Origin of the sequence: Actinomycetospora corticicola (genome assembly GCF_013409505.1) — a bacterium.
GTDB classification, from domain to species: domain Bacteria; phylum Actinomycetota; class Actinomycetes; order Mycobacteriales; family Pseudonocardiaceae; genus Actinomycetospora; species Actinomycetospora corticicola.
The window spans coordinates 2,912,750-2,929,003 of the sequence record NZ_JACCBN010000001.1 but is presented as its reverse complement, the minus strand read 5'-3'; the positions used below and the strand labels follow the sequence as shown (position 1 = coordinate 2,929,003).

The following is a 16,254-nucleotide window of genomic DNA, read 5'->3' as shown; positions in this document are numbered from 1 at the left end:
GCGTCGTTGCTGCCACGGGACGACAGCAACGACGCTCCGCTGCCACGGGACGAGCGGGTCAGACCAGCTCCGCCAGCGCCGCCACCAGCCGGTCCGCCACCTCCGGCGGCACCGACGCCACGCGGCGGGTGACCTCCAGCGTCAGCGCGGAGCCGGGCGCCGACTCGGCGAACGACACCACGAGGTCGGCGTCGGAGGACCCGGTCGGCACGGCCGACAGCTCGCCGAGCACCGAGGTCTCGCGCTCCAGCGACGGCTCCTCGTGCTGCACCAGTACCACGGGCGGCCGCCACAGCCCGGTCGCCTCCGCCGTCACCAGGAACGGCGTCCCCACGTGGGCGAACGCCGCCAGGTCGGCACGGCGCACCTCGTCCAGCGACGCCTCCGTCGAGGTCCGCAGCACCACGAGGTCCGCGATCCCGCCGACGAGCCCGTCCAGCGCCGCATCCGTGCGCCCCGCCGTCAGCGCGGCCAGCGGCAGGTCGGGACCGTGGCCCAGCCCGCCCAGCGTCCGGGCCAGCCCCGTCTGCAGCACCATGAGCAGCGAGGCCCCGTGCCGGCGGGCCAGCGTGTCCAGCCCGCGACGGACCTCGGCGTCGACCGTCACCACGTCGGTCACGGCCGCCGCGTCGTCCGACGGCCCGAACACGGAGGTCGGCGCCCCCGCCAGCCCGGGCGGGACCGACGACGCACCGGGCAGCGACGCCGCCCACCGCGCGTGGTCCGCGTACGTCACCGGCAGCGGCGCGAACGACGGTGCCGACCCCGACGACCGCGCGGACACCGCGGTCGCCAGGTCCCGCAGCAACGGCACGACCGACCACTCGTCCACCGCGAGGTAGCCCAGCACGAGCAGCAGTGACCCGTCGTCGAGAAGGTGCGCCCGGAACGCCGGCTCGACGGCGAGGTCGAACGGCACCCGCGCGAGCTCCGCGGCGGACGACGACGACCGCCGCAGCGGCACGTCGACCGGCTCGGGAGAACCGTCGGGATAGCTCCACGACAGGACCTCGTGCCGCGCGACCACGTCGTCCAGTGCCGCGGCGAGCACGTCGGAGGAGAACGGTCCGGCCAGCCGGAGCACGTGGTCCGGCGCGGGCGTCAGCCCCCGCGCGAGCCGCCAGCGCTGCGCCGGCGCCACGGTCGGCGCCGCACCCGTGGCGACCAACGCCGGCCGCGCCCGCGGGGCGTCGGCCACGCGGGCGGCCAGGGCCCGCACGGTCGGCGCCTCGAACACGTCGCGCACCGCGAGCTCCGCGTCCAGCTCGACGCGGATCGCCGACAGCAGCCGCATCGCCGCCATCGAGTGGCCGCCCAGGGCGAAGAAGTCGTCGGTGACCCCGACGGCGTCGAGCCGCAGCGTGTCGGCCACGAGCGCGGCCAGCTGCGACTCCAGGGCGGACGTCGGTGCCTCGCCGCCGACCAGCGCCGACCAGTCCGGCGCCGGGAGGGCGCGGCGGTCGAGCTTGCCGTTCGGGGTCAGCGGGATCTCGGACACCACGAGCACCAGCGACGGCACCATGTGTTCCGGCAACCGCGCCGCGGCGTGCTCGCGGACGGCGGCCGGATCCGGCGCCCCAGCAGGGGCGAGCGAAGCGACGGGGGAGGACTCCGGCGTCACGTAGCCGACCAGGCGGGTCAGGTCCCCGTCGCGGTCGGCCACGACGACGGCCTGCCGCACCTCGGGGTGGTCGGCCAGCGCGGCCGCCACCTCGCCCGGCTCGATGCGCACGCCGCGGACCTTGACCTGGTCGTCGTCGCGTCCGAGGAAGTCGACGTCGCCGTCCGCCCGCCACCGCGCGCGGTCGCCGGTCCGGTAGAGCCGCGCGCCGTCCGGAGCGGCGACGAACCGACCTGCCGTCAGCGCGGACTTCCCGAGGTAGCCGTGGGCGAGGCCGCGGCCCCCGACGTAGAGGTCGCCCGCCACGCCCGGCGGCACCGGCCGCAGCCGCCCGTCGAGGATGCGGACCACGGTGTTCGGGTCCGGCTCGCCGATCGGCAGCGGCCCGACGTGGTCGGGCCGGGCCCGCCACAACGTCGAGTTCACGGTCGCCTCGGTGAGTCCGTAGGCCACGAACAGGTCGAGGCGTTCCGCCCACCGCGCGACGACGGCGGGGGGCACGGTCTCGGTCCCGACGAGGACGGTGGTCCCGTCGGGGATCGTGGCGTCGTCGGGCAGGGCCGCCACCAGCGACGGCGGCAGGATCGCGTGGCTGATCCGGTGCTCCCGCAGGAACGTCGTCAGTACCGGCCCGGCGACCCGGGCCTCGTCCGGCAGCACCACGAGGCGCGCGCCGAGGGTCAGCCCCATGGTCAGTTCGAGCGCCGCGACGTCGAAGCCGACCGACGCGAACTGCAGCACCCGCGAGCCCGCCGTCACCCCCATCCGGTCCACCGCGGTCGCCGCGAGCGACGCGACGCCCTCGTGCGGCACGGCGACGCCCTTGGGGCGCCCCGTCGACCCGGACGTGTAGATCACGTACGCGGTCGCCGCGAGCGGCAGCGCGACCGGCCCCGGCCCGGCGTCGGGAAGGACGTCCGGCAGGACCAGGCACTTCCCGACGTCGGGGAGGGCGGGCTCGGTCTCCCGGGTCGCGACGACGAGCGCCGCGCCCGAGTCGACGATCATGTGCTCCAGGCGGTCGGCCGGGTGGGCGAGGTCGAGCGGCAGCCAGGCGGCGCCGCGACGGAGCACGGCGAGCACCGTCGCGACCATCGTGACCGACCGCGGGACCGCGACGCCGACGACGTCCCCCGGGGCGACGTCGGTCAGCACCGAGGCGATGCCCGCGGCGAGCCGGTCGAGCTCGGCGTAGGAGAGTTCCCGGTCGACGTCGGCCACCGCGACCGCGTCCGGCGTCGTCGCCACCCACCGTGCGAAGGCGGCCGTCAGCGTCTCCTCCTCGACGGCACGCGCCGCGGCGGAACCGCCGAAGCGGGCGAGGGCCTCCCGCTCGCCGGCGAGCAGCACGTCGAGGTCGTCGACCGGGCTGTCCGGCGACCCGACCACCGTCCGGGCCACCACCGCGAACCGGGCCGCCAGCTGCCGGGCGGACTCCGCGTCGAACAGGTCGGCGGCGTACTCGAGGTGCAGGGTCAGCTCGCCGTCGTGCTCGGCGAAGCTGAACACCAGGTCGAACATCGCCGTGCGGTGCGCGACGTCGACCTCGGCCGCCTCGACCCCTTCGAGGGCGAGCGGCGCCCCGGAGCGCACGTGGTGGCCGACCATCACCTGGAACAGCGGGGTGCGCGCGGCGGTGCGCGACGGGTCGAGGTGCGCCACGACCGCCTCGAACGGCACGTCGGCGTGCGCGAACGCGGCGAGGTCGGTCTCCCGGACCCGGTCGACGAGCTCGGCGAACCCGGGCGCGCCGGAGAGGTCGGTCCGCAGGACCACCGTGTTGACGAAGAACCCGACGAGGTCGTCGAGCCGGGGGTCGTCCCGCCCCGCGACCGGCGCGCCCAGGGGCAGGTCCACGCCCGCCCCGACCCGCGAGAGCAGCGTCGCCACGGCGGCCTGCAGCACCATGAAGGTGCTCGCGCCGCGGTCGGCGGCGAGGGTTCGCAGACCCGCGCTGATCTCGGGGTCGAGCGGGAGGGTCACCGTGCCGCCGGTGAAGGTCGGCCGGGCCGGACGGGGCCGGTCGGTCGGCAGCACCAACTCCTCGGGCGCACCGTCGAGCGTGCGGGCCCAGAACGCGAGCTGGTCGGCCCCCACCGCGTCGAGCAGGTCGGCCTGCCAGCGCGTGTAGTCGGTGTAGTCGACCGGCAGCGGCTCGAACTCGGGCGCGCGCCCGGCCCGCCGGGCCGCGTAGGCGGTGGCGAGGTCGTCGGCGAACGGGCGGTCCGACCACTCGTCGGTGGCGATGTGGTGCAGCGTCAGGACGAGCACGTGCCCGTCGTGGTCGGAGCCGTCGGCGATCAGCAGCGCCCGCACCGGCAGCTCGCGGTCCAGGGCGAAGGGACGGGCGACCTCGGCGTCGACCCGCTCCGCCACATCCCCGGTCGCCCTCGCGAGGCGGACGGTCGGCCGCTCGAGGATCCGCTGCTCCTCCCCGGACACCACGGTCCGCAACGGCGCGTGGCGGGCGACGACGTCGGTCAGCGCCGCCTCGAGCGCGTCCGTGTCGAGCTCGCCGGTCAGCCGCACCACCAGGGGGTAGTGGTAGGCCGCGCCCGCCCCGTCGAGCTGGGCGAGCATCCACAGCCGCTGCTGGGCGGGGGAGAGCGGCACGGGGCCGTCGACCTCGCGGTGGACGAGTTCCGGCCGTACCGAGCCCGTGCCCGCACCCGCGAGGGCCGCGAGGCCGGCGGGCGTCGGCGCGTCGAAGAGGTCCCGCAACGTCAGGTCGGCGGCCAGCGCCGTCCGGGCCCGGGAGAGCAGCCGCGTCGCGAGCAGCGAGTGCCCGCCGAGGTCGAAGAACGCGTCGTCGGGCCCGACCCGCTCCAGGCCCAGCACGTCGGCGAAGAGTCCGCACACCGTCTCCTCGACCGGTCCGGCCGGCGGCCGGCCGCTGCCCGGGGACGCGAGGCCCGGCGCGGGGAGCGCCCCGACGTCGAGCTTGCCGTTGACCGTCAGCGGGAGGTCGTCGACCGCCACGACGGCGGCCGGCACGAGGTGGTCGGGCAGCCGGGTGCGGAGCTCGTCGCGCACACCGTCGGTCCGGCCCACGACATAGGCGACCAGACGTGCCCCGCCCGGTCCCCGCCGGTCGGCGACGACGGCGGCCCGATGCACCCCGACCAGCGTCGACACCGCCGCCGCGACCTCACCCGGCTCCACCCGGTGGCCCCGGATCTTGACCTGGTCGTCGGTCCGCCCGAGGTAGTCGAGGATGCCGTCGGGGCGTCGCCGGACGAGGTCGCCGGTGCGGTACATCCGCCCACCGTCGGCGTCGGCGACGAACCGCTCCGCGGTCAGTCCGAAGCGGTCGAGGTAGCCCCGCGCCAGGCCGTCGCCGGCGATGTAGAGCTCCCCGGGCACACCGTCCGGGACCGGACGGAGCCACGGGTCCAGCACGTGCGCCCGCGTGTTGACGATGGGTTTCCCGACGGCGGGCGTGGTCGAGTCGGCGGTCCCCGCGCCCAACGTGTTGATCGTGTACTCGGTGGGGCCGTAGAGGTTGTAGCCGAGGACGCCGTCGGCCTCGCGCAGCGCGGTCCACAGCGTGTCCGACACCGCCTCGCCGCCGAGCAGAACCAGCGGCATGGGGCGGTCTGCCAGCAGGCCCTCCTCCAGCAGCGCCTCCGCGTACGTCGGCGTCACGTTGACGACGTCGACGTGCTCGGTGCGCGCGTGCTCCACGAGCCGCGTCGCGTCGCGGCGCAGCTCCTCGTCGAGGACGTGCACCTCGTGGCCCTCGACCAGCCAGAGCAGCTCCTCCCACGACATGTCGAAGGCGAACGACACGGTGTGCGCGATCCGCAGCCGCCGGCCCCCCGCCGCCGCGATCACCGGCTCGAAGATCTCGGTGCGGTGGTTGAGCTGCATCCCGGTCAGGCCCCGGTAGGGCGTGACGACGCCCTTCGGCCTCCCGGTCGAGCCCGACGTGTAGATGACGTACGCGGGCCGGTCGAGCCGGGCGGGGTCGTCGCGGGCGAAGCCGTCGACGTCCTCGAGCGGCCCGGTGGGCAGCGCCGCGCGCTCGGTGAGGACGTCGGGGTCGTCGATCACCAGCGCGGGCACGTCGGCGTCGGCCAGCGTCGGTGCCACCGCGGACACCGTCAGCAGGACGACGGGGCGCGCGTCGCGCATCGTCTCCACGAGACGTTCGGCCGGGTGGTCGAGCTCCAGCGGCAGGTACGCCGCGCCCGCGCGCAGCACCGCGAACAGCGCGATCACGGTCTCCGCGCTGCGCGGGACGGCGAGCGCCACGACCGTCTCCGGCCCGGCGCCGCGCGAACGCAGCAGCCGGGCGGTGCGGTCGACCGCCTCGTCCAGCTCGCGGTAGGTCAGGCGGGTCGCCCGGCGGGAGGCCGACTCATCGGCGTGGGGGGACCCCTGGCGCGGGCCGGAGGGGCGGATGGTCGCCTCACTCACGACGGCGAGGTCGTCCGGCACCAGGGCGGCACGCTCGGCGAGCAGGTCGGCGACGGTGGCGTTCCCGACGTCGACGGTGCTGCCGTCGCGGGTCGCCGCCACGGCCGCGTGCTCGTCGGGCAGCAGCGGGTCGAGGGCGGCGGCCGACGCGGACGGGTCGGCCAGCACCTGACGCAGCAGGTGGGCGAAGCGGTCCAGCCACCGGGCCCCGGCGTCGCCGAGGGTGTGCCCGAGCATCAGGCGCATGCGGGTGCCCGGGGTGACGACGAAGGTCAGCGGGTAGTGCGTCGCGTCCGCGTTGCGCAGGGCGGTGACGCCGTGCCGGGCCGAGAACTCGGCGATGCGCTCCTCGCCGCCCTCGGGCCGGTAGACGAAGAGGGTGTCGAACAGGGTCGGGTGCGTAGAGCAGCGCTGGATCGCGCCGAGCCCGACCCACTCGTGCGCCGCGAGCGACAGCCGCTCGGTCTGCACCCGCTCGACGAGGGCCCCGACCGGCTCGTCCGCGCGCAGCGTGAGCCGCGCGGGCGCCGTCGTCAGGAAGAGCCCGACGGTGGACTCGACGTGCGGCACGGCGTCGGGGCGGCCCGCGACCGTGGTGCCGAAGACGACGTCGGTGCGGCCGGTGGCGACGCCGAGGACGAGCCCCCACACCGTCGACAGCACGGTGTTCGGGGTGACCCCGCGGTCCCGCGCCAGGGCCCGGACGGCGTCGGTGACGTCGGCCGGGAGCTCGAGCTCGTCCTCGCGCAACGGCTGCGGGGACGGCGGGTCGACCAGCGTCGGTTCCTCGAGCCCGGCCAGCGCGGTCCGCCACGCGTCGGTCGCCGCGTCGTCGTCCTGGGCGCCGAGCCACGCGAGGTGGTCCCGGTAGGAGCCGGTGTCGGGCAGGGACACGGGGTCGGGCTCCCCGCCGTGCAGGGCGTCGAGGAGCTCGGTGAGGACGATCCAGGCCGACCAGCCGTCCCAGAGCAGCAGGTGCCGGGAGAGCAGGATGCGGTCGGCGTCCGGGCCGTGGACGAGCAGGACCCGGAACAACGGCGGGGCCGCGAGGTCGAAGCGTCGCTCGCGGTCCTCGGCGGTGATCCGGTCGACGTCGGTGACGTTCGGGGCGTCGACCTCGGAGACGGGCGGGTCGAGGTGCGCGGCGACGGCCTGGACCGGCTGGTCGAGACCGGCGTCGGTGAACGCGGCCCGCAGGGCGTCGTGCCGGTCGAGGAGGGTCGCGACGGCACGGCGGAGGTCGGCGACGTCGACCCGGTGGTCGAGGTCGATCGTCTCCTGGATGCCGTAGACGTCGGCCCCGGCGTCCATCGTCGCGTGGAAGTACAGGCCCTCCTGCAGCGGCGAGAGCGGCCAGACCTCGGCGACCTCGTACGGCGCGCGGACGTCCTCGGGGGCCACGGGGGCGACCAGCTCGTGCCGGTGCACCGCCCGGCCGTCGCCCGCGAGGGCCGCGATGCCGGCCGGGGTCCGGCCCCGCAGCACCTCGGCGGGGCCGACGTCGACGCCGGCGCGGCGGGCCCGGCTCGCGACGCCGATCGAGGAGATCGAGTCGCCGCCGAGGGCGAGGAAGTCGTCGTCCGGGCCGACGTCGTCGGTGTCGAGCACCTCGGCGAACACCGCGACGAGGGTCCGTTCCGCGTCGGTGGCAGGTTCGCGGGCGACGCTGCGGGTCGCGGTCGGGGCGGGCAGCGCGGCCCGGTCGAGCTTCCCGCTCGGGGTCAGCGGGAGGTCGTCGAGCACGACGACGGCGCTCGGCACCATCGCCTCGGGGAGCGAGCCCGCGACGGCGGATCGGACCGCGGCCCCGTCGTCGGGACCCACCACGTACCCGACGAGCGCGGGGGAGGGGCCGTCGGTGCGCACGATCGCGGCGGCGCGTCGGACCCCGTCGACGGCCGCGAGGGCCGCCTGGACCTCACCGAGCTCGAGGCGCTGCCCGCGGAGCTTGACCTGACCGTCGGCGCGGCCGAGGTACACCAGCTCGCCGTCGTGGCGCCGGACCACGTCGCCGGTGCGGTACCACCGCTCGCCGCCCGGGCCCGCGACGAAGCGGTCGGCCGTGAGTCTGGGCCGCCCGATGTAGCCCTGCGCGAGCTGCACGCCGGCGAGGTAGAGCTCGCCGGGCACACCGTCCGGGACCGGACGGAGCGCGGGGTCGAGGACGTGCACGCGGGTGTTCCAGACCGGCGCGCCGATCGGCACGTGGGTCTCGCCCGGCACGACGGTGTGGGCGGTGACGTCCACGGCGGCCTCGGTGGGGCCGTAGAGGTTGTGGATCGCGGTGCCGGTGAGCTCGTGCCAGCGGTGGGCGTCGCCGGCCGGGAGGGCCTCGCCGGAGGCGAACACGTGACGCAGACTCGTGGCCCACGAGGCGTCCGCGGTGACGGCGGGGTCGGCGAGGAACCCCGCGAGCATCGACGGGACGAAGTGCATCGTCGTGACCGCGTGGCGCGCGACGAGGTCGGCGAGGTGCCCGGGGTCGCGGTGGCCGCCGGGGCGGGCGAGGACGATCGCCGCCCCGACCGACAGCGGCCAGAAGAACTCCCAGACGCTCACGTCGAAGCTGGTCGGCGTCTTCTGCAGCACGCGGTCGGCCGGCCCGAGACCGTACGTCGCGTCCATCCAGGCGAGGCGGTTGTCGATGGCCCGGTGGCTGACGACGACACCCTTGGGGCGGCCGGTCGAGCCGGAGGTGAACAGGACGTAGGCGGCCGCGTCGTGGTCGGTGTCGGGCCAGGGGGCGTCGCCGGTCGTGTCGTCGATCTCGACCCGCCGGACGCCCTCCGGGGTCGGGGTCCCGGCCGTGGTGACGACGGTGGTGACGCCCGCGTCCGCGATCATCCCGGCGAGGCGCTGCTCGGGCAGGTCCGGGTCGAGCGGCAGGTACGCCGCGCCCGCGCGCAGGACGCCGACGAGCGCGACGACGAGGTCGGCGCTGCGGGGGACCGCGACGCCGACGGTGTCGCCGGTGCTGTCGCGGTCGTGTGGCAGTCGCTGCGCGAGGCCCGCGGCCCGGGCGTCGAGCTCGGCGTAGGTGAGGGTCGTGCCGTCGGCGTCGATCACGGCGGTGGCGTGCGGGGTGGCCGCGACCTGCGTGGCGATGCGCTGCCCGAGGGTGCGCGCGTCGACCGGGTGGTCGGTGTCCTGCACGGGCTCGACACCGGACGGGAGGGCCGCGACGGTGACGTCGAGGTCGGCGGCCAGCGCGTCGAGGGTGCGCGCGAGCTGTCCCAGGACGAGGTCGGCCGCGGCCGCCGACACCCGGGCGGCGTCGTGCTTGAGGGTCAGCGTGGTGTGCTCGCCGGTCGCCGCGATGAGGGCGAGCGGGTAGTGCACGGCGTCGACCACGTCGACGCCCTCGACCGCGACGTCCCCGGTGCTGCCCGACGGCGGGTAGTTCTCGACGACGACGAGCGAGTCGAACAGCTCGCCGTGCCCGAGGGCGCGCTGCAGGGCGCCGAGGGGGACGTCGGAGTGGTCCAGCAGATCCGTCCGCCGCTCCTGGAGCCGGCCCAGGACGGCGGCCGCGGTGTCGCCCGGCGCCCACGTCACGCGCACCGGGATCGTGTTGATGAACAGGCCGACGGCCTCGCCGATCCCGTCCAGCCCCGCGTCGCGCCCGGAGACGGTGCTCCCGACGACGAGGTCCCGGCTCCCGGTCAGCGCCCCGACGGTCAGCCCCCACGCCCCGTGCAGGAGCGTGCCGAACGTCAGGCCGCGCTGCCGGGCCGCCCGGGTGAGGCGTCGGGTCGTGGTGGCGTCCAGCTCGTGGCGGATCTGCCGGTGGGGTGGTGTCCCCTCCGCCGGTGGCAGGAAAGCGTCGTTGCGTGCACTGGACGCCAGGGAATCCACATCGTCGTCCGCGCGATGCGCGCCGGCTGACGATGTGGCGTTGCTGTCACTGGACGCAAGCAACGACGCTTTTCTGTCACGTGGGGTGGGGTCGGCCGGCGGCAGGGCGTCGACCAGCAGGGTCGGACCGTCGAGGTCCGCGAGCGCCGCGCGCCAGGCCGACACCGCCCCGTCGTCGTCCCGGGACACCTCGAGGGCGGCGAAACGCCGACGCATGAGTGCGGTGTCGTCGACGCCGGTACCTGCCAGGACCTCGCGGACCAGCAGCGCGACCGACCACCCGTCGAGGACCAGGTGCTCGAAGGTCAGGACGAGTCGCGCCTCGTCGTCGGCGGTCCGCAGCAGCGCCGCGCGCAGCAGGGGCGGTGCCGCGAGGTCGAACCGGGTCGCCCGCTCCCGGGCGATCTCCGTGTCGACGGGTCCGCCGGCGGTCCGCAGGTCCACCTCCCGCCACGGCAGCTCCACGGCGTCGGCGATCACCTGCACCACGCGCCCGTCCTCGCGCTGCACGAACCCGGCCCGCAGCTGGGGGTGCCGGTCCAGCGCCGCCTGCAGGCCCGCCCGGACGTGGGCGGAGGAGACCGCCCCGCGCAACCGCACGACCTCGGTCACCACGTAGACGTCCGACACCGCCGCGTGGAAGAAGAACCCCTCCTGCAACGGCGACGCCGGCCAGACGTCGGCGGCACCCGACGGAAGGGTCGAGCTCCGCTCCGCTGCGTCTCCCGCCGGGCCCGACACGAGCGGCCCGTCCGGCACCTCCACCTCGTCGGACGCGACGGCCACGGCGGCCAGCCCGGCCACGGTCCGCTCCGTGAAGATCTGTCGCGGCGTGATCTCCAGTCCCGCGGCGCGGGCGCGGACCACCAGCGCGATCGAGACGATGGAGTCGCCGCCGATCGCGAAGAAGTCGTCCTCCGCCCCGACGCCCGGCACCCCGAGCACCTCGCCCACCAGCGCCGCGAGCATCTCCTCGCGGGGGGAGCGGGGCGCCACCCCGCCGACCTCGGCGGCCGGGTCGGGCAGCGGCAGCGCGTCGACGTCGAGCTTGCCCGACGACCGCATCGGCAACGACGGGACCGCCACGATCCCGGACGGCACCAGGTGCGCGGGCAGCTCCTTCCGCAGTGCGGCCCGCAGGGCGCTCGTCACCTGCGCGACGTCGCGGAACGGGGCCGGCCGGGTCGCGCTCCCGGGACCGGCGGGCAGGTAGACCGGCCCGCCGGCGCCGAACAGGGCGACCAGGCACGTCGGGTCGTCGGGGTCGGGGGCGACGCCGACCGCTCCCTGCGCGAACAGCTCCTCGGGGTCGACCCCGCCGGTGATCTCCACGTCCGGGGCCAGCCGCGCGTTCGGGATGCCGTTCACGCGCACGGGCCGCTCGTCGGGGACGCGGCCGGTCCACGGCCGCGCCGGGACGTCCGACGCGGGTGCCGGACCACGACGCAGCACCGCGTGGAACCGGTACCGGGAGAGCTCGTCGTGCACCTGCGCACGCTCGACCGTCACGTCCACGGCGAGCCCGAGGGACGCGCCGACCGCGCAGACGAGGTCCGGGTCGACGAGCAGTTCCGGCTCCCACGCGACCCCGGCCTCGACCGCCCGCGCCGCGTCCGCGCCGGTCAGGCCCTGGGCCCGGGCGACGCCGCTGCGCAACGGACGCAGCAGCCCCGCGTGCCGCAGGTCGCCGAGGAAGAGCACGCCGTCGTCGGTCAGCAGCGACGCCGCCTGTGCGACGACGTCCCGGAGGTAGGTCTCGTCCGGGAAGTACTGCGCCACCGAGTTCACGACGACGAGGTCGAACGGCCCGGGCAGGCTGCCCACCTCGTGCGCCGGGCGCGCCTCGAGCGTGACGTGCGAGGCCCAGGGGAGCGGCGCGACCCGTCGTCGGAGGCCCTCGATGCCCGCGGCGGACAGGTCGATCCCGACGAACGCCTCGACGTGCGGGGCGATCTCGGTCAGCAGCAGCCCGGACCCGACCCCCACCTCCAGCACGCGGCGCGCCTCGGGTGCCGCCGCGCGGATCGCCTCGACGGTCGCATCGCGCCAGGCGCGCATGTGCTCGCGCGGGATGGCGGAGCCGTCGTAGGTCGAGTTCCAGCCGGCGAACCCGTCGTCGAACGTCGCGTCGGCGTCGGCCGCGGAGTAGAGCAGCTCGTGCAGCTCCTCCCACTCCGCCACGTCCGCCGTGTCGTCCAGCGACGGCACGACGTAGGCGACGAGCCGTTCGTCGCGGACGACCACGGCCGCCTGGGCCACCTCGGGTCGGGCGCGCAGCGCCGACTCGACCTCGCCGGGCTCCACGCGGAACCCGCGGATCTGCACCTGGTCGTCGGTGCGCCCCCGGAAGTCGAGGACGCCGTTCTCGGTGCGCACGAGGTCGCCCGTGCGGTAGAGCCGGTCGCCGGGCGCGCCGAAGGGGTCGGCGACGAACCGCTCGGCGGTCAGGTCCGGGCGCCCGAGGTAGCCGCGCGCCAGGCCGGGACCCCCGAGGTAGAGCTCGCCCGACCCGCCGTCGGGAACGGGGTGCAGGTCCGGCCCGAGGACGTGCGCCGTGGTCAGCGGGTCGGCGATGCCGATGGGGACGCTGGCGGCCGTGGTGTCGGGGTCGACCTCGCCGAGCGTGGAGTTCACGGTGGCCTCGGTGGGGCCGTAGGCGTTGAACATCCGCCGGCCGCGTCCCCAGCGGGCGACCAGCTCCGGCGACACCCGTTCGGTGCCCGCGAGCAGGGTGGCCGGTGGCAGGTCGACGTCGGAGGGCATGGCCGCGAGCAGCACCGGCGGCAGGATCATGAACGTGACGTCGTGCGCCCACGCGTAGTCCGCGAGCTCGCGCGTCGGCGTCCGCAGCTCGCTCGGCACGACGACGAGCCGTCCGCCGGAGAGCAGCGCGAGGCACAGGTCCCAGAAGGCGACGTCGAAGCTCGGGGACGCGAAGGCGAGCACCCCGTCGTCGGGACCGATGCCGAACCGCTCCGTCTGCGTCGCGAGCAGGCCGTCGACCCCCGCGTGCGTGACGACGACGCCCTTGGGGCGCCCGGTCGAGCCCGACGTGTGGATCACGTACGCGGCGTGCGCGGCGGTGATGCCGGGGTCGAGCGGGGCCTGCGGGCCCCGGTCGAGGTCGACGTCCTCGAGGTACAGGGCGTCCGGGCTGCCCGGGTCCTGACGACGGCTGGTCACGACGACGGCGGGTCGGGCATCGGCGAGGACGGCCGCCACCCGGGCTGCGGGCTGGTCGACGTCGAGCGGGACGTAGGCCGCTCCCGCGCACAGCACCGCGACCTGCGCGACGACGAGGTCGGCGCCGCGGGGGAGCGCGATCGCCACGAGCCGCTCGGGCCCGGCGCCCCGCTCGCGCAGGACGTGGGCGAGACGCGCGGCCCGGTCGGCGAGCTCCCGGTAGGTCAGCCGTTCGTCGGCGTGCACGACGGCGAGGGCGTCGCCGCGGCGGCCGACCTGTTCGGCGAACCGGTCGGGCCAGGTGCGCAGCGTGGTGGTCGTGGGCCGGCCGGTGACCGTCATCGGCCGACGGCGGCGACGGCCGGGCGGGTGACCGGGACGCGGTGGCCCGCGTCGCGGGCGGCGACCATGGCGGCCACCATCTCCCCGGCGCGCACCGCGACGTTGGAGAGCAGCGACGAGGTGAGGCCGTGGGTGTGCTCGGTGGCCCCCGGGGCGAAGAACCCCGCGGTCACCGACGGCGGGGTGACCACGCTGTAGTCCCGGTGGAACAGGGCCCGGCCCAGGTCGTCACGCGGCCAGCCGTCGGCCGCGGCGCCGAGCATCGCGAGCGGGTCGGCGCAGCGGTATCCCGTGCAGTAGACGACGAGGTCGGCCTCGACGGTGGTCCGGCGGCCGTCGATCAGCGACTCGACGACGACGTCCGTGCGGTCGCCCCGCGGGCGGACCTCGGCCACCTCGGACGCGTTGTGGAACTTCAGCCGCTCGCGGCCCGCGACGCGCTCCTTGTAGTGCTGCCGGTAGAGCGCGGTGATGAGCTCGCCGTCGACCACCGAGTAGTTGGTGTTGCCGTGGTAGCCGAGGATGCGCTCCTTGACCTCGGCGGGCGCGTCGTAGAAGTCGTCGACGGCGTCCGGGTCGAAGATGCGGTTGGCGAAGGAGCTGTCGTCGGCCGGGCTGAAGCCGTAGCGGGCGAAGATCGCCGACACCTCGGCCCCGGGGAAGCGGCGGTGGAGATGGCCCACGACCTCCGCCGCGCTCTGCCCGGCACCGACGACCGCGAGCCGCCGGGGCTCGCGGTCGATCTCGGGCAGCCGGTGCAGCAGGTCCTTCGAGTGCCAGACGCGGTCGCCGAGGGGCGTGCCCTCCGGGACGTGCGGGACGAGTCCGGTGCCGAGGACGACGTTGCGGGCGGTGAGGGTGCGCTTGCCCTGCGGGCCCTCGACGTCGACCTCGACGAGGTCCTCGGGTCCGTCCGGCCCGGGGACGAGGCGCAGCGCGGTGACCTCGGTGCCGTAGTCCACGACGTCCGCCGGGACCCGGTCCGCCGCCCACTCGAGGTAGTCGTGGAACTCCTCGCGCGTGGGGTAGGAGCTGCCGTAGTTGATGAAGTCGACGAGCCGACCACGGTCGTAGAGGTAGGACACGAAGGAGAAGCCGCTGCGCGGGTTGCGCAGCGTGGCGAGGTCCTTGAGGTAGCTGACCTGCATCGTCGCGTCCTCGAGCAGCATCCCGCGGTGCCAGCCGAAGCGCTCCTGCCGCTCGAGGAAGTGGCCGGAGAGCGGCGGCCCCGGGTGCGTGTCGCCGTACTCGGCGAGAGCGATCGCGAGCGCGAGGTTGGAGGGCCCGAACCCGACCCCGACGACGTCGAGCACGGCCTCCCGGCCGGCGGGGTGCTGCGGGACAGCAGACATCAGGGTCCTTCCGACGAGGGACTCGGGCGTCGAGTTAGGCGAGGCTAACCTGTCAGACGGACGTCGGTCCATCGTCGGACGGATCACGCGTGGTGTCCGATTGGTGACGGTCGGCAGACCGCGCGGTCGGAGCAGTGTCGATCTCCCCGCGCGACCGGTCGGGTGGCGGGAGGTCGTCTCCCGGTCGCCCGAAGTTCACCCCTACGGGCGGCACGGTCCGTCCGACGGGTCGCGGGTCGTGGCCCCAGAATGGACTCATGACGATCGAGGCGCGCCGAAAGGTCCGTGAGGCGCGTCCAGCGGTCGAGGGTCGACCGCCCGGCGCATGGGGAGCGTGGCCGCCGCCCGTGCCCGGTGACCGTCCGCTGTCGATGACGTCCTGCACCGACCGGACCGAGCACGCGGTGATGGCGACCGAGCTCGAGCAGACGAACCGCACCGGGACGCCCCCCATGAGCCTGTGCGGGGTCGTGGTCGACCCGGCGCCGCTCGGGGCCACGGGCGCCCACGTCTGCCGCCCGTGCCGCGAGGCGGTCACCCGTCGTCGGCGCGAGGCCCGGCCGGCCGGTCCGACGCCGTGGGCGGTCCTGATGCAGTGGTACGAGGTGCTCGTGCGCCTGCTGCGCGCCGGGATGCCGACGCCGGCGGCGCAGAAGGCGCTCGCGGCGCCCGTCGAGATGCTCGCGCTCCCACCGGCGCCCGCGGCGCGTCAGCCCGTGCGCACGCCGCACCCGGTGCGCGAGGCGGGTGGCCGGCACCGCAGGCCGGAGTGATCCTCAGAGGCGGTTCAGGACGAGGGTGACCAGGCGCGCCACCTCGTCCGGACGCAGCGCGCGCGGACGCCCGTAGCGCAGCGGCTCGCGCCGGTAGACCCACGTCGAGTCGTGGACGACCGGGCCCTGGAGAACGAGGGTCGCGGCGACCCCACGGCCGCGAGGCTCGACGGTGTGCAGCACGTCGGTCGGGCATCGGTAGACGTCACCGACCGGGCGCAGCAGGGACGGACCCGCCTGCAGCTGGACCTCGATCCCGCCGCGCAGGCCGGTCCGGGGGTCGTACTCGTACCCGCCGTAGAGGTCACCGCCCTGCTCGACGAGCTGGTACTCGACGACGTCGAACCCCTTCCCGACGAGCACGGTGGAGGCGAAGTCCCAGCGGTGTCCGTGCGGGTCGCTCTCTCCCCGTGGTGCGTCGTCCAGCGCCTCGGGCCAGACGTGCAGTCGGAGCTTGCCGCCGTCCTCGCCGTCGTCGTCCGTGGCCAGGACGATCTTCGCGAAGCCGTTGCTGTGCCAGTACGAGCGGGCCGCGATCTCCGCGAGCGCCCCGGGTGAGTACGGAAGGTTCGCGAGCAGGACGGCGAACGACGGGTTCCCCGCCACGTCCGTGACCCGCGCGGCGAGTTCGTCGAGGTCGTCAGGTCGCGCGGCGACGGCACCGCGGAGAACGGGGGCCGCGGTGAGGGAGTGCGGAGAGGTCATCGAT

At 75.6% G+C, this 16,254-nt stretch carries 4 protein-coding genes; 1 reads left to right on the top strand and 3 read right to left on the bottom strand.

What is annotated here, in order from left to right; all coding sequences use genetic code 11:
• Positions 1–58: 58 nt before the first annotated feature.
• Together BJ983_RS14065 and BJ983_RS14060 are read right to left on the bottom strand one after the other, a co-directional pair.
• Positions 59–13,420, bottom strand: a complete 13,362-nt coding sequence (locus BJ983_RS14065; RefSeq protein WP_179794346.1) for a non-ribosomal peptide synthetase — start codon at positions 13,418–13,420, stop codon at positions 59–61.
• Positions 13,417–14,772, bottom strand: coding sequence for a lysine N(6)-hydroxylase/L-ornithine N(5)-oxygenase family protein (locus BJ983_RS14060; protein ID WP_179794345.1), 1,356 nt, complete (start codon positions 14,770–14,772; stop codon positions 13,417–13,419). Before BJ983_RS14060 ends, BJ983_RS14065 begins: the two co-directional genes overlap by 4 nt.
• Before the next feature lie 371 nt (positions 14,773–15,143).
• Here BJ983_RS14060 and BJ983_RS14055 point away from each other — a divergent pair, with 371 nt between their 5' ends.
• Positions 15,144–15,545, top strand: a complete 402-nt coding sequence (locus tag BJ983_RS14055; protein ID WP_218890272.1) for a hypothetical protein — start codon at positions 15,144–15,146, stop codon at positions 15,543–15,545.
• 3 nt (positions 15,546–15,548) lie between these two features.
• On the opposite strand, the gene BJ983_RS14050 is transcribed toward BJ983_RS14055, so the two are convergent.
• Entirely contained in the window at positions 15,549–16,250 is a 702-nt protein-coding gene (locus tag BJ983_RS14050) for a hypothetical protein (RefSeq protein ID WP_179794343.1), read from the bottom strand.
• Positions 16,251–16,254: the final 4 nt, after the last annotated feature.